At 67.4% G+C, this 21,203-nt stretch carries 19 protein-coding genes; 12 read left to right on the forward strand and 7 right to left on the reverse strand.

What is annotated here, in order from left to right:
* Positions 1 to 31: 31 nt before the first annotated feature.
* The gene (locus AB0M15_RS26630) at positions 32 to 3,592 is read right to left on the reverse strand and encodes a choice-of-anchor D domain-containing protein (RefSeq protein ID WP_363824161.1); all 3,561 of its coding nucleotides are present in this window, start codon (positions 3,590 to 3,592) and stop codon (positions 32 to 34) included.
* A gap of 161 nt (positions 3,593 to 3,753) precedes the next feature.
* Between AB0M15_RS26630 and AB0M15_RS26635 the strand changes: the two genes are divergently transcribed.
* Together AB0M15_RS26635 and AB0M15_RS26640 are read left to right on the forward strand one after the other, a co-directional pair.
* Positions 3,754 to 4,353 (forward strand): hypothetical protein, encoded by a 600-nt coding sequence (locus AB0M15_RS26635; protein ID WP_363824162.1) that lies wholly within the window; start codon positions 3,754 to 3,756, stop codon positions 4,351 to 4,353.
* A gap of 102 nt (positions 4,354 to 4,455) precedes the next feature.
* The gene (locus AB0M15_RS26640; protein ID WP_363824163.1) at positions 4,456 to 5,211 is read left to right on the forward strand and encodes a phosphoribosyltransferase family protein; all 756 of its coding nucleotides are present in this window, start codon (positions 4,456 to 4,458) and stop codon (positions 5,209 to 5,211) included.
* A gap of 14 nt (positions 5,212 to 5,225) precedes the next feature.
* Here AB0M15_RS26640 and AB0M15_RS26645 read toward each other — a convergent pair whose 3' ends face one another.
* Entirely contained in the window at positions 5,226 to 7,016 is a 1,791-nt protein-coding gene (locus tag AB0M15_RS26645) for a GAF domain-containing protein (protein ID WP_363824164.1), read from the reverse strand.
* Between the two features lie 129 nt (positions 7,017 to 7,145).
* Here AB0M15_RS26645 and AB0M15_RS26650 point away from each other — a divergent pair, with 129 nt between their 5' ends.
* The 10 genes from AB0M15_RS26650 (at position 7,146) to AB0M15_RS26695 (ending at position 16,921) form a co-directional block, all read left to right on the forward strand.
* Positions 7,146 to 7,379 carry a hypothetical protein gene (locus AB0M15_RS26650; RefSeq protein ID WP_363824165.1) on the forward strand — a complete coding sequence of 78 codons (234 nt, stop codon included), beginning with the start codon at positions 7,146 to 7,148 and terminating at the stop codon, positions 7,377 to 7,379.
* Positions 7,380 to 7,525: 146 nt separating this feature from the next.
* A complete protein-coding gene (locus AB0M15_RS26655; protein WP_363824166.1) occupies positions 7,526 to 9,178 on the forward strand; it encodes a hypothetical protein in 1,653 nt (550 codons plus the stop codon).
* Positions 9,179 to 9,181: 3 nt separating this feature from the next.
* Positions 9,182 to 10,246 (forward strand): 2Fe-2S iron-sulfur cluster binding domain-containing protein, encoded by a 1,065-nt coding sequence (locus AB0M15_RS26660; protein WP_363824167.1) that lies wholly within the window; start codon positions 9,182 to 9,184, stop codon positions 10,244 to 10,246.
* Positions 10,243 to 11,433, forward strand: a complete 1,191-nt coding sequence (locus AB0M15_RS26665; protein ID WP_363824168.1) for a hypothetical protein — start codon at positions 10,243 to 10,245, stop codon at positions 11,431 to 11,433. The genes AB0M15_RS26660 and AB0M15_RS26665 overlap by 4 nt, the downstream gene beginning before the upstream one ends.
* Positions 11,430 to 11,801, forward strand: a complete 372-nt coding sequence (gene mimD, locus AB0M15_RS26670) for a propane 2-monooxygenase effector subunit MimD (protein ID WP_363824169.1) — start codon at positions 11,430 to 11,432, stop codon at positions 11,799 to 11,801. The genes AB0M15_RS26665 and mimD overlap by 4 nt, the downstream gene beginning before the upstream one ends.
* A 19-nt stretch (positions 11,802 to 11,820) precedes the next feature.
* Entirely contained in the window at positions 11,821 to 12,864 is a 1,044-nt protein-coding gene (locus AB0M15_RS26675) for an amidohydrolase family protein (protein WP_363824170.1), read from the forward strand.
* Positions 12,864 to 13,580, forward strand: a complete 717-nt coding sequence (locus AB0M15_RS26680) for an iron-sulfur cluster assembly protein (RefSeq protein ID WP_363824171.1) — start codon at positions 12,864 to 12,866, stop codon at positions 13,578 to 13,580. Before AB0M15_RS26675 ends, AB0M15_RS26680 begins: the two co-directional genes overlap by 1 nt.
* A complete protein-coding gene (locus tag AB0M15_RS26685) occupies positions 13,577 to 14,602 on the forward strand; it encodes an NAD(P)-dependent alcohol dehydrogenase (RefSeq protein WP_363824172.1) in 1,026 nt (341 codons plus the stop codon). Before AB0M15_RS26680 ends, AB0M15_RS26685 begins: the two co-directional genes overlap by 4 nt.
* A 51-nt stretch (positions 14,603 to 14,653) precedes the next feature.
* Positions 14,654 to 16,345 (forward strand): chaperonin GroEL, encoded by a 1,692-nt coding sequence (groL, locus tag AB0M15_RS26690; RefSeq protein ID WP_363824173.1) that lies wholly within the window; start codon positions 14,654 to 14,656, stop codon positions 16,343 to 16,345.
* 96 nt (positions 16,346 to 16,441) lie between these two features.
* The gene (locus AB0M15_RS26695) at positions 16,442 to 16,921 is read left to right on the forward strand and encodes a hypothetical protein (protein WP_363824174.1); all 480 of its coding nucleotides are present in this window, start codon (positions 16,442 to 16,444) and stop codon (positions 16,919 to 16,921) included.
* Here the strand turns inward: AB0M15_RS26695 and AB0M15_RS26700 are convergent.
* From AB0M15_RS26700 to AB0M15_RS26720, 5 genes are all read right to left on the reverse strand, one after another.
* Positions 16,918 to 17,451 (reverse strand): hypothetical protein, encoded by a 534-nt coding sequence (locus AB0M15_RS26700; protein ID WP_363824175.1) that lies wholly within the window; start codon positions 17,449 to 17,451, stop codon positions 16,918 to 16,920. The genes AB0M15_RS26695 and AB0M15_RS26700 overlap by 4 nt on opposite strands.
* Before the next feature lie 121 nt (positions 17,452 to 17,572).
* On the reverse strand, positions 17,573 to 17,965 hold the full coding sequence (locus AB0M15_RS26705) for a hypothetical protein (protein WP_363824176.1): 393 nt from the start codon (positions 17,963 to 17,965) through the stop codon (positions 17,573 to 17,575).
* Entirely contained in the window at positions 17,962 to 19,341 is a 1,380-nt protein-coding gene (locus tag AB0M15_RS26710) for a DUF4331 domain-containing protein (protein WP_363824177.1), read from the reverse strand. Before AB0M15_RS26710 ends, AB0M15_RS26705 begins: the two co-directional genes overlap by 4 nt.
* 10 nt (positions 19,342 to 19,351) lie before the next feature.
* On the reverse strand, positions 19,352 to 19,624 hold the full coding sequence (locus AB0M15_RS26715) for a twin-arginine translocation signal domain-containing protein (RefSeq protein WP_363824178.1): 273 nt from the start codon (positions 19,622 to 19,624) through the stop codon (positions 19,352 to 19,354).
* A gap of 124 nt (positions 19,625 to 19,748) precedes the next feature.
* Positions 19,749 to 21,158: a protein kinase gene (locus tag AB0M15_RS26720; RefSeq protein WP_363824179.1), complete on the reverse strand. Its 1,410-nt coding sequence runs from the start codon at positions 21,156 to 21,158 to the stop codon at positions 19,749 to 19,751.
* Positions 21,159 to 21,203: the final 45 nt, after the last annotated feature.

Below are 21,203 nucleotides of genomic sequence, written 5' to 3' on the forward strand. Positions count from 1 at the left end.
CGACTGATCAGTCGTACCGGCCTTTCCTGGCTTAGGAGTTCCAGATCTGGAAGTCGGAGATCTGGCCGGCGATCCAGCCGGTGTTGGCGGTGATGTTCAGGCGGAAGTAGCGCTGGGTCGTCGGGTTGAAGGTGATGGTGACGGTGTTGTTGTTGCCGGGGGCAAAGTTGTAGCCGGCGGATCCGACGATGGTGCTGAAGTTGGAGCCGTCGGTGCTGCCGAGGACGGACAGCGTCTGGGTGCGGGCTCCCCAGCCAGCCGGGAGTTGCAGGACGATCCGGCCGGCGCTCTGCGCGGAGCCGAGGTCGACCTGTACCCATTGCGGGAAGGCGTTGTTCGCGCTCTCCCAGTACGTCGCCTGGTTGCCGTCGGTCACGTTGCTCGACTGGTAGACGTCGTTGTGGCTGGACTCGCTGGTGGGCTTGCCCGCGGCAAGGTTGGTGTTGGGAGCACCAGCGCCGGTACCGGACAACGCGACCGTGGTGGGGCTGTTGGTCGCATTGCTGTTGACCGTCAGCGTCCCCGACCGAGTCCCGGACGCAGTCGGCCGGAAGCTGACGTTGACCGTGCAGGAGGCGTTGACCGCGATGCTGCCGCAGTTGTTGGTCTGCGAGTAGCCGCCCGACACCGTGACGCTCGAGACCGACGCAGCCAGGCTGCCGGTGTTGGTCACCGTGACCGCCTGCGCGGCGCTGGTCGTGTTGAGTGCCTGCGACGCGAAGGTGAGCGATGACGGGTTCGTGCTCAGTACGGGGGTGTTGATCGGGGTACCACCGCTCGGGTACACCTCGAACTCCGACACCTGCCCGGCAGGCCAGCCGCTGTTGCCGGTGATATTGACCCGGACGTACCGGGCGTTGGTTGTCGGGACGGTGATGTTGACGACGTTGGCCGGCGAGGTGAATGTGTACGTCGCGGAGGCGACCGGCGTACTGAAGCTGGAGCCGTCGCTGCTCGCCTGCACGGACAGCGTCTGGGTGCGGGTGCCCCAGGCCGTGCTCGGCGGCAGCTTCAGGGTCACCTTGCCGATGCTGCGTACCGCGCCGAGGTCCACCTGCAACCACTGCGGAAAGGCGTTGTTGTTGCTTTCCCAATAGGTGTTGGCGTTGCCGTCGGTTGCCGTGGTGGCCGCCTGGGTGCCGTTGACCTGGCTGCTCGCCGTGACCGGTTTGTTGAGGGCCAGGTTGGTGTCGGTTCCGACGCCGCTTCCGGTCAGGGAGATCGTCGTCGGGCTGTTGTTCGCGTTGCTGGTCAAGGACACGCCGCCGGACCGTGCTCCCCAGGCGGTCGGCCGGAAGGTGACGGTGACCGTGCAGGATGCTCCGACCGCAACAGTGCCGCAGTTGTTGGTCTGGCTGAAGTCGCCGGTGGCCGAGACGGCCGACACGCTGGCTGACGCCGTACCGGAGTTGGTCACCGTGATCGCCTGGGTCGACGAAGAGCTTCCGACCAGGGTGTCCGGGAAGGACAGGCTGCTCGGGTTCGGGTTGAGGATCGGGCCCGGTGCGACGCCCGTACCCGACAGCGAGACGGTGCTGGTGACGCCAGCCGCGTTGACGGTCAGGTTGCCGCTCCTGCCTCCGGCCGCTGCCGGACTGAAGGTCACGTTCACCGTGCACGTGCCGCCGGCCGCGATACTGCTGCCGCAGTTGTTGGTCTGACTGAAGTCACCGGTGGTCGCGATCGAGCTGACCGGTGCCGCCGCGCTGCCGCTGTTGGTGACAGTGACGGCTTGCGGTGCACTCGACGCGCCGGTCGCCACCGAGCCGAAGCTGAGCGCGGTCGGGCTGATCGAGATCTGCGAGCCGTTGTCCGGCAGGTACGGCGGGAAGGCGGGCGTGGTGATGTTCTGGCATTGGTTGGCGCCGAAGATCCCCGAGTTGCCGCCGCCGTCGGTGAGCGTGAAGCCGACGCCGCAGTTGTAGATCGGGCCGGGCGCCTGCGTGCCGGTGGCCGTGCTGTTGGTGATCGTCGCCGAGCCGCCGACCTGTTCCTGTACCACCCAGGTACCGGTGTTCTGGATCGTCGCGTTGTTGATCTTCACGTTGGTGATGTTCGAGCCCGAGACGAACTGGATCGCCTCGAACGGGCTCTGCTGGATCAGGATGTTGTCGACGTTGGTCAGCCCGGTCATCGCGCCGTCGCGGGCGTCGAACCACAGTGCCCCGACCCCGAAGTTCCAGTTCGGGTCCAGTCCCCCGGACCGGATGATCGTGTTGCGCAGTACGTCCGTGCGGCCCAGGGTCGTCGATCCGAACCGCTGCGCGACGTGGATCGCGCCACCTTGGGTGAGGCCTGCGTCGATCACCCGGTTGTCGGTGACGAAGTTGTCGTGGCCGCCGTAGATGGCGATGCCGTTGGCCAGGATCGGGTACTGCACGGTGTTGTGGTCGAACGAGTCGTTCGCGTCGGCGTTCTGTTCGGCCCAGGTGGCCAGGCCGTCGTCGCCGAGGTTGCGCAGATCGCTGTTGGTGACCTTGGAGTTGGTGACGCCGTTGTGGAAGTTCACACCGTCGGCCGTCACGTTGCGGATCCGCAGCCCGCTCATCACCAGGTTGGTGAACGGGCCGTCCATCCAGGCGCCGACCTTCTCGTGCTCGATCCAGACCCGGTCGACGGTCGAGTTGTTCAGCGCACCGCCGATACCGTTGACCTGAGCACCGTCGTTGCGTTCCTGCACATCGCCGAAGATGGCGAAGTCCGACAGGTGTACGCCGCTGCTGGCGTTGGGCGCGTAGTTGCCGTAGAAACCAGGCGCCGCACCGACGACGGTCGAGTGCCACATGCCCGCACCCTTGAAGGTGATGTTGTTCAGGATCAGGTGTCCGGGGATCTTGAACGTCCCGGCCGGGATCCACACGGTGCCACCGGAACCGGCCTGCGACATCGCCGAGTTGAAGGCGTTCGTGGAGTCCGCGGCGCCGGTCGGGTCAGCGCCCGTACTGGTCACCGAGACCGAGCCGGCCGGCTGGGACAGGGCGCCGGCGACGTTCTCGAAGTCGGCGAAGTCGATCGTGTACGACGAAGCGGTGTCCTCCGCGTCGACCTGCAGCTTGAACTTCGTACCGGCCGGATAGGTGGTCGGGAACAGCCGGTGCACCTCGTCGTAGAAGTGGTGTGGGTTGCTCCCCGGTGTGTTGGTGAACGGGTAGCCACCGTAGTACCAGCTGTACGCGTTGGTCAGGGTGAAGTTCGGCTGCTTGGTGCCGTTGACGTAGAGCGACAGTTGCGGCGTGTAGACCGAGCCGCCGCCGGCGTCCGGGATGCTGTAGCGGAAGACGATCGAGTTCGTTGCCGTCGGCGTCGTGAACTCGACGAACTTGCCGGTGCCCTGCAACGTCACCGCCTTGCGGTAGGACGCTTCTGCGGCGAGCGTGTTGTAGGCGGCGCTCGGGCCGATCAGGGTGCCGTTGGTGGACGAGTTCTCGGCCTGTACTTCGACGTACGGCAAGGTCGCACCGACACCACCCGTCGCCGCGGCCCAGGCCGGCGCGGTTGCCGTGACGGCGAGGCCGCCGGCGATCAGGGCACCGCAGGCGGCGAGTACGCCGACGCGAGCCTTCCGACTCCAGGATTCGATTGACCGGAACATGGGCAGCTCGCTCTCGACACGGGGCGGAGTGTTGGCGAGACCGTAACGCCGCCGACACATCACCGCAATATCTCGATCAATCTTTGCAAGAATTCGACTCTCTAGATCCGGCTCGAGGCCACGTTTTCGCCGATCCGCGGCGGCCGGTTAAGGTTTCGATGGTGTCCACTTTCGATGTCGCCGCAACAGACCACGAACTGCCGGACGTAGAGGAACGCGCCTGGCGCGAAGTCTCCGATGTCGGCATGGCCACCGCCCGGACCGAGTGGGCGGGCGCAGCCCGGGAGATGCTGCTCACCGCCGCCAAGAAGTACCAGGCACTGGTCCAGCACAAGGACATCGCCGCCGGTGTCCAGGACCTGACCGGTATCCGGACCAAGCAACCGACCCGCCAGTGGATCGGCGGGGTGCTCGCCGAGGTGTCCGCCGAGAGCCTGCGCCGTGGCGAGCCGATGCTGTCGTCGCTGTGCGTCAACCCCGACGAGAGCGTCTTCGACGGCTACGCCGCCATCGTCGGCGCAGCTACCGGTACCACTCCCCCGGACCCCGACGTCCACGCCTCCCACGAGCGGCTGGCCATCTACCGCCACTTCGAGGCAGTAGGCCTCCCGGCCGGCGGTGGCACCCCGATGATCCCGTCCAAGCTCGGCGCCGCCCGCGCGCGGGCCCGCAAGGCCGCGATCGCCGAGCGCCCGATCAAGAAGTGCCCGAAGTGCAACATGCAGACCCCGGCCAACGGGATCTGCGACACCTGCGACTGACCGCACCAAAGCACTGGCGGCCGCGAGCAAACCGGTCGCCAGTGTCCGTACCAGTGTGTTGCCCGGGTGCGATCGCACCCGGGCCGGAGCGATCGTCGTCGTATGAACACGACAGAGATTGCGGCTCCGCGGAGCTTGGCGAATGCGCATCGGGTGAAGGTCGCCGTGCCGGGTGATGTGGCTCGGCTGACGGTCGTGCCGCGGCTAGATCTCACGGCGAAGCTCGCGGTCGTACCGGGGCTCGTACGGCCGGGCGTCTCGCACTGGGACATGAAGACTCGGCTGCCGCTGCATCCGTTGTCGGTCGAGAACGCTTATGCCGACCCGCGACTGCTGCGCGAGCTCGCGGCGCCGGGAGCGGACTTCGCCCAGCGCCTCGGGGCCGAGGTTGTCGTCGGCGCCGAGACCGGTGGGATCCCGCTGGCGACGGCGATCGCGCTGTCCGGCGACCTCCCGTTCGCGTTCGTCCGCAAGCCCGGGTATGTCGGCCACGAGGATCACGAGCCGCGCGTCCGTGGTGCGGGCGTCGCCGGCCGACGGGTAGTACTCGTCGATGACGCGATCTCGTCCGGTACGTCGCTCGAGGCCTTCGCCGACGAACTCCGCGACGAGGGCGCCATCCTGGTCGGCGCCTTCGCCCTGGTCGACATGCGCGATGTCGCCACGTCGGTGACCGCGACGGCGAGGAACCTGCCGATCGGTTCGGTCGCCACGTACCTCGACGTACTGGAGGCAGCGACCGACGCCGGAGTGCTCGACCCAAGCGTTCACCGGCTCGCCGTCGACGCGCTGGTCAACCGCTGGACGGACGACGACCCTCGCTGGTCGCTCCTCGACCACCAACCCGCAGCGGCCTAAGAACTAGACCACTACTAGCGGATCCCGTAGTCGTGGATCTTCCGGTAGATGGTGGCCCGCGACATCCCCAGGGCTCGCGCGGCCTCGCGCCGGTTGCCGTTGTTGTCGAGCAGGCTGCGGATGATGGCATCGCGCTCGAGCGCCTCGAGCTGGCTGAGGTTGCGCCGGCTGATCGCCTGCAGGTCGGCCGGCAGGTCGCCGAGTACGACGACGCCGGTGCGCCGGCGGTGCTGGACGATCTGCTTCAGCACTCGATGGAGTTCTGCGGTGTTACCCGGCCAGGCGGACCGCTGGAGCTGGTGCAACGCCTCTGGCGAGCAGCGCAGATCACCGCGACTCAGCTGGCTGAGGAAGTACGGGACCAGTTCCCGAATGTCGTCGGCGTGATGCCGCAGCGGCGGAACCGTGACGGTCAACGCGAACAGCGGTAGCAACTCGCCGAGATCCGGTTCGGTGGTCCCCGCGGTCGTGAGTGTCAACGCGACCCACGGCGGGTCCGACCGCCGCCGCTCCCGAGCGCTGTAGAAGGCGCCGATCAACTCGTCCAGCTGGGCCGGCGCGAGCTTCTCGGTGTGCCGGATCATCAACGCCTGAACGGTATCGTCGGCCAGCTCAGCCTCGACGTCGGCCGCAAAATCGGCGACCGGTACGCCCGCGTCCAGCACGTCGAGCGCGCCGGCCGGATTGTTCTGCAGGTGGGCCGCTCGGGCGAGCGCGACCTTGCCGGTGCCGGCCTCGCCGCTGAGCACGATCCACTGGCCGACGCGATAGGCGTTGTCGACATCCCGGCAACAGGCGAGCCAGGGACCGCTCCGGCCGACCATGCCGGGCAGCTCCGGGCGTGGTGGCGGCCGGTTCGTGCTGATCACCATGACGCCGAGGCCGGGCGTTCGCGGGCTGACCTGAAGTACCGCCGCGTTGGTCCGGACGCCTTCGGGCACTGGCCGGCAGGTGATCCGGACGCGGCTACCGCTCGGCAGCTCGACCGCAATGGCGGAACGTCCCTCGGTCAGCATCTCCGAGCCGTGCGCGAGGATCGCCGCCTGATCGCTGTTGTCGAGGTTCCGCCGGGCATTCGTGTTCATCACCAGGAGATCGCCGTCGAAGGCGAGCACCATGTCCGCATTGCGGCGCCCGGCCTGCAGGTACTCCTCGACGAGCTCCTGCTGGCGGGCCGAGCAGTCCCGCAGCAAGGCCGCGCGGATCTGGTCCGCCGTCGTCTTGGCCAACGCGATCAGCAGCGAGCCGGCGTCCTTGCGCCAGCAGGTGAGATCGATTGCACCGATGGTCTTGCCACTGATCGGATGCTTGATCGGTACGCCGGCGCAGGCCAGGTCCTCGAGATCCTCGGCGTAGTGCTCGTGCCCGAACACATGCATCGGGCCACCGCGCTCGAGGGCGGTACCGATGCCGTTCGTCCCGGCGAACTGCTCGGAGTAGCTGAAGCCCGGCGCGAGGTTGACGCGGTCCAGATGCCTGCTCAGCTGGGTGTCCGCGGTCAGCCGCCGCAGTACCAGGCCGTCCCGCTCGGTGAGGATGACGCTGATCGGCTGGCCGTCGAGATGCTCGTGCAGCCGTATGATCACCGGATCCGCGCTGCGGGTCAGCGGCTGGTCCAGATCCGGGTCCGCGACATACGGCAGGTCGATCCGGTCGGCAGGCAGGTTGCGGCGGCGCGAACGCACCCAGGAAGCGAGCACCGGACGGCGCACGTCGCCGACCGGGAAGGCGTCGTAGGTCAGGAAGCTCAACCGGGCATGGGCGGTCCGGCCGCTGTCTCCTGACACGGTTTCGAGTTCTTCCACGACGGGGCCTCCTGTCGCGGGTCCATCGTTGCTTTCAGGGTAGTCGCGGCGAACGATCCGGCTGTCTCAATTTGAGACAGCCGGACGCGCGCGGGAGAGGTCTGATGTAAGGAGCGGAAGGGGTAGCCGATGGACACAGACGAGACCTACAACCCCTGGACGATCGTGAATGCGGTCTTCCATCAGCTCGCCGAGGCCGGGCTGCATCCGGTACTCGGTTCGGCCGGCGATCCGGGAGCGGCCGCCGCCGCGTTGCTCGCCACGCTGGGCATCCGGCCCGCGGTACCAGGCGATTCCCGCAGCCTGCAGGACGCGGCCGACGAGCTCGCGAAACTGCGCGAAGCCGTCTTCGGCGACCGCTGACAAGCGGCGTCTCAATTTGAGACCTCCCGTCGCGGACCGTGTGCGATGTACTGCAAAGGCAAGCAGGACGTGGGTCTGCCCCACGTCGCACGGCCCCGGTTGAGCGGGGCCCGGCCAGAGGCCACAGCGAGCCATAGAGGAGTGCCATGAGTCGCCAAAGTGTGGCGAAGGCCCACCAGAAGATCCAGGAACTGTCCTGGGAGCCCGCCTACCACGAGCCCGTCTCCCAGTACGGGACCGACTACACGTTCCAGAAGGCGCAGAAGAAGGACCCGCTCAAGCAGGTCCTGCGGTCGTACTTCCCGATGCAGGAGGAGAAGGACCACCGGGTCTACGGCGCCTCCGACGGTGCCATCCGAGGCAACATGTTCCGCCAGGTGCAGGAACGCTGGCTGGAGTGGCAGAAACTGTTCCTGAGCATCATCCCGCTGCCGGAGATCTCGGCCGCCCGGGCGATGCCGTTGCTGTTCCGGACGGTCCCGAACCCGGAACTGCACAACGGTCAGGCGATCCAGATGATCGACGAGGTCCGGCACTCGACGATCCAGCAGAACCTCAAGCGCCTGTACATGAACAACTACATCGACCCGGCGGGCTTCAACTCCAGCCTGCGCAACTTCCAGAGCGACTACTGCGGCACCATCGGCCGGCAGTTCGCGGAAGGCTTCATCACCGGTGACGCGATCACCGCGGCCAGCATCTACCTGACCATCGTGGCCGAGACCGCCTTCACCAACACGCTGTTCGTCGCGATGCCGGCCGAAGCCGCCGCGAACGGCGACTACCTGCTGCCGACGGTGTTCCACTCGGTCCAGTCCGACGAGTCCCGCCACATCAGCAACGGCTACGCGACGCTGCTGATGGCGCTGGCCGACGAGAGCAACCACCAGCTGCTGGCCCGCGACCTGCGCTACGCGTGGTGGAACAACCACCGGGTGGTCGACGCCGCGATCGGCACCTTCATCGAGTACGGCACGAAGGACCGCCGCAAGGACCGGGAGAGCTACGCGGAGATGTGGCGTCGCTGGATCTACGACGACTACTACCGCAGCTACCTGGTGCCGCTGGAGAAGTACGGTCTGGAGATCCCGCACGACCTGATCGAGGAGTCCTGGAACCAGATCTGGAACAAGGGCTACGTGCACGAGGTCGCCCAGTTCTTCGCCACCGGCTGGCTCGCCAACTACTGGCGGATCGACCCGATGACGGACAAGGACTTCGAGTGGTTCGAGTACAAGTACCCGGGCTGGTACGACAAGTACGGCGCCTGGTGGGAGAACTACAACCGGCTGTCCACCCCCAACGGGCACAAGCCGATCGTGTTCGAGGACGTCGACTACGAGTACCCGCACCGCTGCTGGACCTGCATGGTCCCCTGCCTGGTCCGTGAGGACATGGTGATGGGCAAGGTCGACGGCCAGTGGCGGACGTACTGCCACGAGATGTGCAAGTGGACCGACGAGACCGCGTTCCGGCCGACGTACCAGGGCCGGCAGACGCCGAACATGGGCAAGCTGATCGGCCACCGCGAGTGGGAGACCCTGTACCACGGCTGGAACTGGGCCGACGTGGTCTCCGACATGGGCTTCGTCCGCGACGACGGCAAGACGATGGTCGCCCAGCCGCACCTGGACCTGAACCCGGACAAGATGTGGACCCTCGACCATCTGCGCAAGTGCCCGCCGCTGGCGAGCCCGAACGTGCTGCTGAACGAGATGTCCGACGCCGAGCGCACCGCGTTCGCGGCCCGCTACGTGAAGGGTGGTCCGGGCGGACGGCCCGCCCCGGCTGACGCCTGAGCCATGGCCGGCAAACACGTCGTACGGTTCGAACCGGTCGGCATCGAGATCGAGGTGGCGGAGGATCAGACGATCCTCCGCGCCGCGGCCGAGCAGGGCGTGATGCTCATGCACGGCTGCAAGGAGGGGCAGTGCGCCTCCTGCAAGTCCTTCGTTCTCGACGGTGAGGACATCGAGCACGATCGGTACTCGACCTTCGCGCTCCCGGACTACGAGCTCAACGAGGGTTACACGTTGCTCTGCCGGGCGCACGCCTACGAGGACCTGACGATCGAGCTGCTCAACTACGACGAGGAGATGATCCGCTCCGGACTGCCGATCCAGGAGCGGACCGCCGAGGTGGTGGCGATCGACGCGGTCACCCACGACCTGCGCCACCTGGTGCTGCGGCTGACCGGGGAAGACGGCGAACTGAAGTTCTTCCCCGGCCAGTACGTCGACCTGAAGGTGCCCGGAACGGACGCCAGCCGGTCGTTCTCGATGGCCAACACGTCCAGCCGGGAGAGCGGGCAGCTGGAGTTCGTCATCCGGGTCTACCCCGGTGGGCTGTTCTCCGAGTTCCTCGACCAGCGGTTGCGGGTCGGCGACCAGCTGGAGCTGACCGGGCCGTTCGGGGTCTTCACCCTGCGCGACAACCCGGGCGCGCGGATCGTGTTCGTCGGCGGCGGCGCCGGGATGGCCCCGATCCTGTCGCTGCTGCGGACGATGTCGGAGCGTGGCATCGAGCGCCAGGTCACCTTCTACTACGGCGCCCGGACCCGCCAGGACCTCTGCTTCGTCGACGAACTGCGCGAGCTGGAGCGGACCCTGCCCGGTTTCCGTTACATGCCGGCGTTGTCCGAGGACGAGTGGGACGGCGAGAACGGGCTGATCACCGACGTGGTCCGCAAGCACGAACCGGATCTCAAGGGGGCCGACGCGTACGTCTGCGGCCCGCCACCGATGGTCGAAGCGGCGATCCCGATGCTCGAGCGACTGGGCGTCGTGACGAAACACATCTACTACGACAAGTTCACCACGACCGGCGACGCCGGTGACTCGAAGGTGCTGGAGGCAGAGAGCCGATGACCACCACAGAAGCGAGTGAGGCGAGGATCGAACGCAGTGTGCCGAAGCCGGTCTTCACCGACGCCGAGGCCGGCGCCCGGGAGTTCCCGGACTCGACCTTGCGGCACTACAACTACTACAAGCCGCAGAAGCGCAAGCAGAGCCACTACGAGGACGTCACGGTCGACGTCCAGCCCGACCCGCGGCACTATCTGAGCCAGGGCTGGCTGTACGGCTTCGCCGACGGCCGTGGCGGCTACCCACTGGACTGGACGGCCCTGAAGGCGTGGGGCTCCGACGAACCGTCGCCCAAGCGCGGGCCGGGCTCCGGCGGGCTGTTCGTGAAGGAGTGGCCGGCCACCGGCTGGCACGAGTTCCGCGACCCGAACGAGGAGTGGGAGCTCACCTTCTACCGGAACAACTCCAACATGGTCCGCCAGGTCAACCAGAACATCGACTCGGCCCGGCAGGCCAAGGCGTTCGAGCAGTGGAACCCGAACTGGGTCCGCTTCGTCGAGCAGCACGTCGGCGCCTGGATGCACGTCGACCACGGGCTCGGCCTTTACCTGTACGCGAACGCGAACCGGCGGGCGCCCACCAACATGCACAACAACGCGATCTCGGTGAACAGCATGCACCGGATCCGGGCCGCCCAGGACCTCGCGCTGTACAACCTCACGCTGTCGGAGGAGATCGAGGCGTTCGACGGCAGCGCGCACCTGGAGACCTGGAAGTCCGACCCGGCCTGGCAGGGTGTGCACGAGCTGGCCGAGCAGCTGACCGGGATCGACGACTGGTGCGAGGCGATCTTCGCGGCGAACATCGTGTTCGAGCCGTTGGTCGGCGAACTGTTCCGCAGCCAGCTGGTCCAGCAGGCCGCGCCGCGCAACGGCGACTTCGTCACCCCGACCGTGATCGGCGCGGCGGAGTTCGAGTTCGCCGAGCGCGATCTGCGCTACACCACGGCGATGTTCGAGCTGCTCACCGGGGACCGGGAGTTCGCCGACCACAACGTGGCGATCCTGTCGGGCTGGATGAGCACCTGGACCGCCCGGGCCCTGTCCGCCGCCCGGACCCTGCAGCCGCTGTGGTCGCAGCCGGACGCCAAACCACCGCGGTTCGAGGACGGCCTCGACCGGGTCAAGAGCCGGTTCAGCGGCATCGTCGCCTCGCTGGGCCTCGAGGAACCGAAGGAGTTGGCACAGTGACCACGCTCAAGACGACCACCGAGAGTCCGTTCAAGGCGGACAGCTCGGCGTCCAACAAGGCCGGTGTCACGCTGATGAACAACCAGGTCGGCGCGGTCGTCGCCAACGTGATGGCCGGCCTGGACAACGTCACGGTGACCCACCTGCCGTCGATGATCCGGGTCGACGCGGTCGGCCGGATGGACTTCGTCTACGACGACATCTCCGAGGCGCTCGGCCAGGAGCCCGGGTACTTCGACCAGGCCGAGTTCGAGGAGAACATGTCCACCCACTACGGGCGGATGGTTCACCTCGACGACCGGACGATCATGTTCGCCAACCCCGAGGACGCCGCCGAGTACATCGGCTTCGACCTGACCGCGCACTGAAGATCCCTGGAGGCCCGACGTGTATCAGAAGGATGGCGAGAAGTACTTCGTGGTCGACAGCCACATGCACTACTGGAACGCGGGGCCGGACAACTGGGTGCCGGGTGCCGAGCAGTACGCGAAGGGCTGGATCGAGTGCTTCCACGCGTACCAGAGCCTGGCACCCAAGGAGACCCACTGGCCGATCGAGAAGTTCATGAGCTACACCGAGGACGACCTGATGAAGGACGTCTTCGAGGACGGCTACGTGGACGTCGCGGTCTTCCAGCCGACGTACCTGAAGGAGTGGTACAAGGAAGGGTTCAACACCACCGAGAAGAACGCCGGCCTGGGTGAGAAGCATCCCGGCATGTTCGTCCTGAACACCCGGTTCGACCCGCGCGACGGGGACAACGGGCTGGACGAGCTGAAGGCGAACGTCGACCGGTACGGCTCGAAGGGCGTCAAGCTCTACACCGCCGAGTGGAACAACGGGTCGCGGGGCTACAAGCTGACCGACCCGGCGGCGTACCGGTACCTGGAGAAGGCGCAGGAGTTGGGGATCAAGAACATCCACGTCCACAAGGGCCCCACCATCTGGCCGCTGGACAAGGACGCGTTCGACGTCTCGGACGTCGATCACGCCGCGACCGACTTCCCCGGGCTCAACTTCATCGTCGAGCACGTCGGGCTGCCGCGGATCGAGGACTTCTGCTTCATGGCGACCCAGGAGCCCAACGTGTACGCCGGGCTGTCGGTCGTGATCGGTGGCCTGATGGCCGCCCGGCCGCACTTCTTCGCGAAGGTGATGGGCGAGCTGCTGTTCTGGGTCGGCGAGGACAAGATGACGTTCGGCAGCGACTACGGCATCTGGGAACCGAAGTGGCAGATCGAGGGCTTCGTCGACTGGGAGTTCCCGGACCTGGCGGAGTTCGCCGACTATCCCAGGCTCGGGGTCGAGGGCAAGAAGAAGATCCTCGGGCTGAACGCGGCGAAGCTCTACGACATCAAGGTGCCGGACGAGCTGCAGCTCAAGGAGGCCACTCCCGCGGCGCAGGACGACGCGAAGCTGGTCACCCGGTAATGACGGCAACAGCTGAGAGGTCCAGGGTGCTGAGCGCCCTGGACCTTGTCCGCGATCCGGAGCTGGACGAGCCGATCACCACGCTCGGGTTCGTCTCGTCCTGTCATGTGTCGGCAGCCGGTGACGTCGTCGTCAGACTCCGGCTGCCGACCTATTTCTGCGCGCCGAACTTCGCCTTCCTGATGGTCGCCGACGCATACGACGTACTGGCCGCGCTGCCCGAGGTGCGCAGCGTCGACGTGACGCTGGAGGATCATTTCGCGGCCGACCAGATCAATGCGGGCGTGGCTGCGCGGGCCGGGTTCGTCGCGGCCTTCGACGGCGAGGCGGCCGCCGAACTGGACGACCTGCGCCGGACCTTCGTGTCGAAGGCGATGCTGGCCGGCACCGATCAGGTCTGCCGGCCGTTGGTTGCCGCAGGCTCCGATCCGGCGGAGCTGACCCGGCTGACGCTGGGCGACGTACCGCCGTCGGCCGACCTCGACCGGCTGCGGCGCCGGCGGGCCGAGCTCGGTCTGCGCTCGGACGACGGAGCGCCCCTGCTCGTCGATCCGGGCACCGGCACGCCGATCGCCGCGGCCGGCGCACCGAAGTACCTGGGCCTGGCCCGGCTCACCCAGACCGGGATCGAGGCCAACACCGGCATCTGTAGGGGAATGCTGCGGCACCGGTACGCCGGGGCCGGAGCCGGGGAATCGGAGGAGGGACAAGGATGAAAGCAGTCCGGCTGCACGGGTACCACCAGCAACCAGTGGTCGAGGACGTTCCCGAGCCGAAGATCAACGGCCCGCTGGACGTGATCATCAAGATCGGCGGCGCCGGCGTGTGCCGCACCGACCTGCACATCATCGAAGGCCAGTGGGCCGACGCGATGCAACCCACCCTGCCCTACACGATCGGCCACGAGAACGCCGGCTGGGTGCACGAGATCGGCTCCGCCGTCACCAACGTCCAGGTCGGCGACACGGTGATCCTGCACCCGACGCCGACCTGCGGCCTGTGCCACGCCTGCCGGGCCGGCGACGACATGCACTGCGAGAACAGCACCTTCCCCGGGCTCGACAGCGACGGCGGCATGGCGGAGTACCTGCTGACCTCCGCGCGGGCGTGTGTGAAGCTCGATCCCTCCACTCAACCCAAGGATGTCGCGGCACTCGCTGACGCGGGCATCACGGCGTACCACGCGGTGCGCAAGGCGATTCCCCTGCTGTACCCGGGGACGACCGCCGTGCTGATCGGGGCCGGCGGGCTCGGCCACATCGGCATCCAGTGCCTGTCGGCGCTGACCGCCACCAACATCATCGTGGTGGACCGCAACCCCGAGGCGCTCCAACTTGCCGAGCAGCTCGGCGCCGACCACACGGTCGTTGCTGACGGCAACCAGATACAAGCGGTCCAGGAGCTGACCGGTGGCGCGGGTGCGCACGTCGTACTGGACTTCGTCGCCGAACAAGGCGCCGAGCAGGACGGTTTCGCGATGACCAGGCCGGCCGGGTCGTACTACGTCATCGGCTACGGCGGCCAGGTACAGATCCCGACCCTGGACATCATCTCCACCGAGCGCAACATCGTCGGCAACATCGTGGGCACCTACAACGAGCTCGCTGAGCTGATGGCGCTCGCACAGGCCGGCAAGGTCACCCTGCACACCAGGGCCTACCCCCTGGACGCCGCCGCCGACGCGGTCGCCGATCTGGACGCCGGCCGGGTGCGCGGCCGCGCGATCCTCGTCCCCTGACGCACCTACTACACCGTTCGCCCGGACCGGGCACGTACTGAGGAGGGAACGATGGCCAAGGAACTGCGATTCGGTGCACAGGCGCGTGAACTGATGCTGAGAGGGGTCGAGCAACTGTCGGAGGCAGTCAGCTCGACGCTCGGCCCGAAGGGGCGCAACGTGGTGCTGGAGAAGATCACCGGCTCTCCCGTCGTCACCAACGACGGCGTCACGATCGCCCGCGAGATCCACCTCAAGGACCAGTTCGAGAACATGGGTGCCCAGCTGGTCAAGGAAGCCGCGATCAAGACCAACGACATCGTCGGTGACGGCACCACCACCGCGACGGTGATCGCGCACGCGATCGTCCGGGAGGGGATGGCCGCGATCGGTTCCGGCGGCAACCCGGTGCTGATCAAACGGGGCATCGACCTCGCGGTCGCCCGGCTGGTCGAACGACTGCGCCAGGTGGCCTACCCGGTCGCCACCGAACTGGACTTCGCCCGGGTGGCGGCAATCTCGGCCAACGACGACAACACGGTCGGGGCGGTGATCGCGAAGGCGCTGCACTCGGTCGGCGACGGCGGCATCGTGACCGTCGAGGAGTCGGCCGAGCACGGGATCCGGGTGGACTTCGTCGAGGGGTTCGAGTTCGACAACGGGTATCTGTCGCCGTACATGGTGACCGATCCGGGCAGCCTCCAGGCGGTCGTCGACGATCCGTACATCCTGCTCTGCAGCGAGAAGATCACCAAGGTGCAGGAGCTGATGCCGCTGCTCGAGAAGGTGATGCGCGACCCGAAGCCGCTGGTGATCATCGCCGAGAACCTCGAAGGCACGGCGCTCAGCATGCTGGTGCACAACCACATCAACGGGCACTTCCAGTGCGTCGGGGTGCGGGCGCCCGGGTTCGGCGACCGGCGGCTGCACAAGCTGGAGGACATCGCTGCCATCACCGGTGGCGCGGTGCTCAGCAAGCACTCGGGCTTCGGCCTGGAGACGATGACCATCGACCAGCTCGGCCGGGCCGACCAGGTCCGGGTCACCGCCGAGCGGACGGCGATCGTCGCATCACCAGGGCATGAGAAGGATGTCGAGTTCCGGCTGGCCCAGTTGCGCGCCGAGCTGGGGCGGGCGACCTTCGGGGTCGACGAGGACGTACTGACCGAGCGGATCGGCTCGTTGTCGGGCAAGGTCGGGGTGATCTCGGTCGGAGCGCCGACACCGGCCGAGCTGAAGGAGCTCCAGCACCGGGTCGAGGACGCGTTGTCGGCGACCCGGGCGGCGATGGCCGAGGGGATCGTGGCCGGTGGCGGGGTGGCGATCCTGCACGCCGCGTCGGCGCTCGACGATCTCGAGGTGAAGGACGACTACGCGATCGGCGTGGACATCGTCCGGCGGGCGCTGCGCGAACCGGCGTACCTGATCGCCACGAACGCCGGCTACAACGGCGAAGAAGTGCTGGAACGGATCACCCAGCTGGGCACCGACGACGGCTTCGACGCCCTCGAAGGCCGCTACGGCAACATGCTCGAGATGGGCATCGTCGATCCACTCCGGGTCGCCAGATCAGCCCTGCAGAACGGCGCCTCGGTGGCCGGCCTCCTGCTCACCACCAACGCCATGATCGCCGAAGAACAAACCGCCTGGGGCGGCAGCGCCGCCCTGATGACCGAGTTCGGCCCCCTCGACGAAGGCCTCCACCAACCCTCCCCCGACTCCAGCACTCCGCAGTCCCTGGGCCTCGGCCCATCCGTCGGCTGAGCCTGCAACAACCTGCAGCTGTCTTGCGCTGACGCCTCTGTCCGTGGTTGATATGGACCCATCAACCACGTACAGAGGCACGACTGGACCCGCCCGTTGGCGAGCGTCGAGACACTCGAGATCCCGGTCCGGCGCGCTCGTCAGGTCTTGTGCCTGACCGGGACCGCGCTGTTCGGCGGCTGGTTCGGTTACGTGTTGGTCGCCAGTGGCGACGAGCCGTTGACCGGGTATCTGCGGTTCGCCTTCCATATCTGCGCGGCGGGGCTGGCCGTCTACGGGCTCGGTGTGGTGCGCCTGTACTACGGGATCTTCACCGGCCGATCCAGGCTGACCATCGGCCCGGAGGGCGTCACGCTCGGGGATCACCGGATGGGTTGGGACGACATCCAGGAGATCACTCTGCGGCCGACCTCACCCGTGGCGCGTTATCTCGTGCCGCCGTCGGTACGGATCCAGGCGCGGCAAAGGCTTCGCCAGATCGAGGTGACCCGGGATCATGTCAAGGATCTCAGGGGTTTTGCCGATTGGCTGCGGAGTATTCACGAGGCTCGGATCCGGTCTCTGCCGCCGGGTTAGAAGCAGCGGCCGGGGCGGAGCGTGTGGCGCGGGCCCATCTCGCGGGCGAAGTGACGCATCCCCGAGCGGTACTCGATCCGGATGCCGGTCAGGCGTGCCTCAGCGAGCGGGTCCGGGCGATGAACGTGAACGACCAGCTTCGCACCGGCCGACCTCTCGAGCTGGGCGCCGACCGCGAGGGTGGGCGCGCCGTTCTCGCCGTCGAAAGGACCGTTGCCGAAAGCCCAGCCGGTCTTGCTGCCGCTCGACGAGTTCGCGCCCTCCGGCACCAGCAGGGCCCCGTCGTTCTCGACACCGTCCGGACCGATGATCGAGACGGCGGTGATCGTGACCGGGTCGGACCCGGTGTTCTTCAGCGGCAGCAGGCCGATGGTGGCGTCGGTGGTCTCACCGACGCTCAGGCAGACCGCGTCTCCGAGCATGTTGCCGCTGAGTGGACCGCCGTCGTGGCGGAGCCCGAGGTACCAGACCCCTGCACCCACGACCAAAGCTCCGGCTGCGACACCGGCAACCAACGTCTTAGCACCCATCCGCTCCCCCAGCCCATAGCGTGCTTGTGGTCAGACGGTATCGCCTGCGGGGGCCGCTCGCACCGAACCGCCGGGGTGGGCCCCTGTCCCATCCCGACGGTCCTGCGGTGCGGTGTTCGTCTCAACCCAGCCAGTCCGCCTCGGTGACGTGCCCGCCGGTCACTTCGACCGCCAGTTGCACGGGGCCGTCGGGTAGCAGGTACAGCTCGTAGCTGCCTTCGGGGACGTCGAAGAAGACCGCGGAGTAGACCAGCTCGCCGTCCGGAGATGGCCGCGGGACAACGGCCACATGCGGAAAGCCGGCTCCATGACCGTGGCCGTGCCCATGGCCGTGTCCAGCGCCATGCTCATGACTGCGGCCGTTCTCAGCCGTCCAGCCGAGCGGGCGGCGTTCGATCTCGGCGTCGTCGAGGGCGGCCGGCATCGTCAGTACGATCGCGCCGACGCCGTCACCGATGTCGAGCAGGACCGAAGAACCCTTTCCTGCATGGGGATTCTCCTCCGCGTTGCTCATGACGCGGCCGGTACGCCCGGCTTGCTCTGGTAGCCGCCACCTGGCGTACCGAGGTACGGGAACACCTTGAGGTAGTCGGAGTTGGTGTTGGACGTGCCGTCCTTGACCGCCGACGCGGCCCCGTCCGGCGTGAACGACGGATCGACCAGCGGAATCGTCAACCCGGCGACCGCCCGGATCTCCACGGTTACGACGTCGTCGAAAACCCTGCGCCCGTTCGGGAAACCGGCCGCGTCACCGGCCACCAGCCCGAGCGGATTCGGCGACTTCGACGGCGGTACGGCCACGTTCAGCCGCAACATGTCCGCCTGCACCGGCCCGGTGTAGTTCTGGAACCCCGGTACTACGCCCTTCGGGATCCCGGTCAGCAGGATCGCCGCCAGATCAGCGCGCGGCTTCTTGTACGCCGCCAGGTTCGGGAACACGCCCGGATACAGCACCGGCAGCAGCCCGGCCAGCTCCGGCTTGGTCACGTACTGGGCGTACTTCTTGTCCTCCGACGGCGGCCGGCTGTTCCACTTGTCCTTCTCGGCCATCGGCACGATGACCTCGTTGAACAACGGGTTGCCCAGCCGCGAGACCTGCTTGTGCGGACCGTGCCAGTGCGAGATCCCGAGCAGCTCGTCGAAGATCTTGGACTGCTGGCGACTCGCGGTCGCGTAGACGCCGATGACCGACTTCGCCGACATCACATCCGTCGGCTTCTTGCCGTCGCGCGTCAGGTCCGAGATCGGCACCTGCAACGCGATGGTGTGCACGTTCGAGCCCTGCAGGCCGTTGACGCCGACCGCGGCAGCGGACGGGATCAGGTGCGCCGCCTGGAACGGGCGCAGCGTACCGAGGTCGAAGATCGAACCGAGGTCCGCGAAGAATCCGTCGGCACGCTGGCCGGCGAACACCTTGCGGTTCTTGCCGATCGTGTGGATCGCCTCGCCCGCGAGCTTGGCGTAGTTCGGCGTACTACGAACGCCCACGTTCACCGGCGGCGCGGCCAGGTCGCGCGCCAGGATCCGCGACTTGCCGTGCTCGACCCGGGTGACCGAGTAGTACTGCGGCCGGTTCCACGTCTTGTCCTTGATCGAGGTGATCGGGCCGGTGTTGTACAGGAACGTCTTCTTGTTCCGGATCTCGGCGTGGAAGCGGAACTGGTAGCTGATGTCCGCCTTGCCGGTACCGGAGTTGGAGATGTGGATCTGGTAGAGCACGTCGTCGCCGAACTCGTAGAAGTTCGGGCCGCCGAACGGGTTCTGGAACGGGATGAAGTTGGCGATCAGGGTGACCGTGTCCGGCTTGTCCGGGCTGACGAACGCGTAGACGTCGGTGTTGTCGGCGACCGGGTCCTTGGAGATCTCCGGAGCTTCGCGATGGGAAGACATGTCCCGCTCCTCAGGCCGTGGTCACGCCGGCCAGCCGGGTGGCCAGCTCGCGATCGATGATCGATACCTCGCGCTCGCCGACCAGGATCGTCAGCTCGCCCTTCTTCACGTCCTTGACGTGGACGACGAACGATTCCGCGTTCGCCAGGTCCGCTGCCTCCAGCTGGGGCGCGGCGTCGGCGGACTGGTCGCCGAAGATCCTCGGCGCCGCGACCGCGCCGACCGCGGCTGCCGTCCCCGCCCCCGCGAAGACCAGAAAGCCGCGACGTGTTGCGTCACTCATGACTGTCCCTTCCCTCTTCTCCTGCCTCCACATGCGAATCAGTCGCATGTGTTGTGATCTGGATCACAACTGCAGTCGAGGGACATTCGGGGCTGTCCTGCGGCCGGATGGGTGCCTTCGGTGTTTATCCCCCGGCAGGCGTGGTGGCCGACGACGGTGGAGGCGTCGAGGGATTCTCGGGTGGCGGCGTGCTCGAGGGAGCGGTCGTCGGCGCGGAGGTGGCCGGCGTGGTGGGTGCGGTGCTCGTCGGCGGCTTGGTCGAGGTGGGGGTCTGCGACGGCGCGGTTGTCGCCGGCGTACCTGACGATGTCGTCGGTGTGGGGGTGTTCTGGCTGGAGGGCGTCTGCGATGGCTTGGGCGAGGTGCTTTGGGTCGGCCGGGTCGTGGTGCCGGCTTGCTCCGGGCCGGAGCTCGACGGGTTGGCGGGCGCGTTCGGCGTACCGGAGGTGACCCCTGGGCCGGGTCCGACGTTGTTCGTCTCCGGCAGCCGGGGATCGTTGTTGTCGAGCAGGACCACGGCCAGTACTGCGGCCGCGGCGGCGACAAGCGCGATCACACCGGCCAGCAAAGCCTTCTGTCGCGGCTGCCAACCCGCGGGCGGTGGCGGCGTCGGTGCAACAGGAACAAGCGGCGTCGTCTCGACCGGGACGACAGGCGTAGCACGAACCGTCGGTGCGACCGCTGGCGCGACCATCGCCGCGGTCGCAAGGCCCGGCGTCCGGAGCGAGCCGGCTGCGATCTCCTCGGCGGTCGGGCGCTCGGCGGGCTCCTTGGCGAGCATCCGGAACAGCGCGGCCTCGAAGGCGCCCGCGAGCTCGGGGCGGGTCGCGCTCGGCAGCGCCGGTTCGGCGTCCACGTGCTGGTAGAGAATCGCGGCCGGGTGCTCGCCCGCGAAGGGCGGCTGGCCGGTGAGCAACTGATAGAGAACACAGCCGAGCGAATACACGTCCGACGGCTTGCCGGCCTGTCCACCGCGCGCCCGCTCCGGTGCCAGGTAGAGCGCGCTGCCGATCAGCTGCCCGGTGGCGGTCAAGGCGGTCGCTTCATCGGCACGATGCGCGATCCCGAAGTCCGCGACCTTCACCGTTCCATCAGGCGTCAGCAGCAGGTTTCCCGGCTTGATGTCGCGATGCACCACTCCCTCGCGATGCGCCGCGGCCAGCCCCAGCGCAGCCTGCTCGACGATGCCGATCGCGCGGTCCTTCGGCAACGGTCCGTGCTCGGCGAGCTCGCCCGCCACCGTCCGCCCCTCGACCAGCTCCATCACCAGGAAGAACTCGTTGCCGTGCTGGCCGAAGTCGTACACGGCGACCACATGCGGATCGTTGAGCTGAGCGGCCGCCCGGGCTTCCCGATGAAAGCGCTCCACCGCGCTCGGATCGCGATCCGACGGCAGCATCAGCTTGACCGCGACCGGCCGCCCCAACTGCTCGTCGACAGCACGGAACACCTCCCCCATCCCGCCACGCCCGAGGGAAGTACCAAGTCTGTATCGCTCCGCTACCAGCACCCACCCATCCGTACCCCACGACACCAAACCCAACCCCAGCCCCGGACCGGCGCGGACCGAATACGGTGT

Origin of the sequence: Kribbella sp. NPDC051718 (genome assembly GCF_040681515.1) — a bacterium.
In the GTDB taxonomy this organism is placed as follows: Bacteria; Actinomycetota; Actinomycetes; order Propionibacteriales; family Kribbellaceae; genus Kribbella.

Coding starts and splice junctions, on each gene's coding strand:
- AB0M15_RS26630 (WP_363824161.1), bottom strand. CDS start 3,592: ATGTTCCGGTCAATCGAATCCTGGAGTCGGAAGGCTCGCGTCGGCGTA.
- AB0M15_RS26640 (WP_363824163.1), top strand. CDS start 4,456: ATGAACACGACAGAGATTGCGGCTCCGCGGAGCTTGGCGAATGCGCAT.
- AB0M15_RS26650 (WP_363824165.1), top strand. CDS start 7,146: ATGGACACAGACGAGACCTACAACCCCTGGACGATCGTGAATGCGGTC.
- AB0M15_RS26655 (WP_363824166.1), top strand. CDS start 7,526: ATGAGTCGCCAAAGTGTGGCGAAGGCCCACCAGAAGATCCAGGAACTG.
- AB0M15_RS26660 (WP_363824167.1), top strand. CDS start 9,182: ATGGCCGGCAAACACGTCGTACGGTTCGAACCGGTCGGCATCGAGATC.
- AB0M15_RS26665 (WP_363824168.1), top strand. CDS start 10,243: ATGACCACCACAGAAGCGAGTGAGGCGAGGATCGAACGCAGTGTGCCG.
- AB0M15_RS26680 (WP_363824171.1), top strand. CDS start 12,864: ATGACGGCAACAGCTGAGAGGTCCAGGGTGCTGAGCGCCCTGGACCTT.
- AB0M15_RS26685 (WP_363824172.1), top strand. CDS start 13,577: ATGAAAGCAGTCCGGCTGCACGGGTACCACCAGCAACCAGTGGTCGAG.
- groL (WP_363824173.1), top strand. CDS start 14,654: ATGGCCAAGGAACTGCGATTCGGTGCACAGGCGCGTGAACTGATGCTG.
- AB0M15_RS26700 (WP_363824175.1), bottom strand. CDS start 17,451: ATGGGTGCTAAGACGTTGGTTGCCGGTGTCGCAGCCGGAGCTTTGGTC.
- AB0M15_RS26705 (WP_363824176.1), bottom strand. CDS start 17,965: ATGAGCAACGCGGAGGAGAATCCCCATGCAGGAAAGGGTTCTTCGGTC.
- AB0M15_RS26710 (WP_363824177.1), bottom strand. CDS start 19,341: ATGTCTTCCCATCGCGAAGCTCCGGAGATCTCCAAGGACCCGGTCGCC.
- AB0M15_RS26715 (WP_363824178.1), bottom strand. CDS start 19,624: ATGAGTGACGCAACACGTCGCGGCTTTCTGGTCTTCGCGGGGGCGGGG.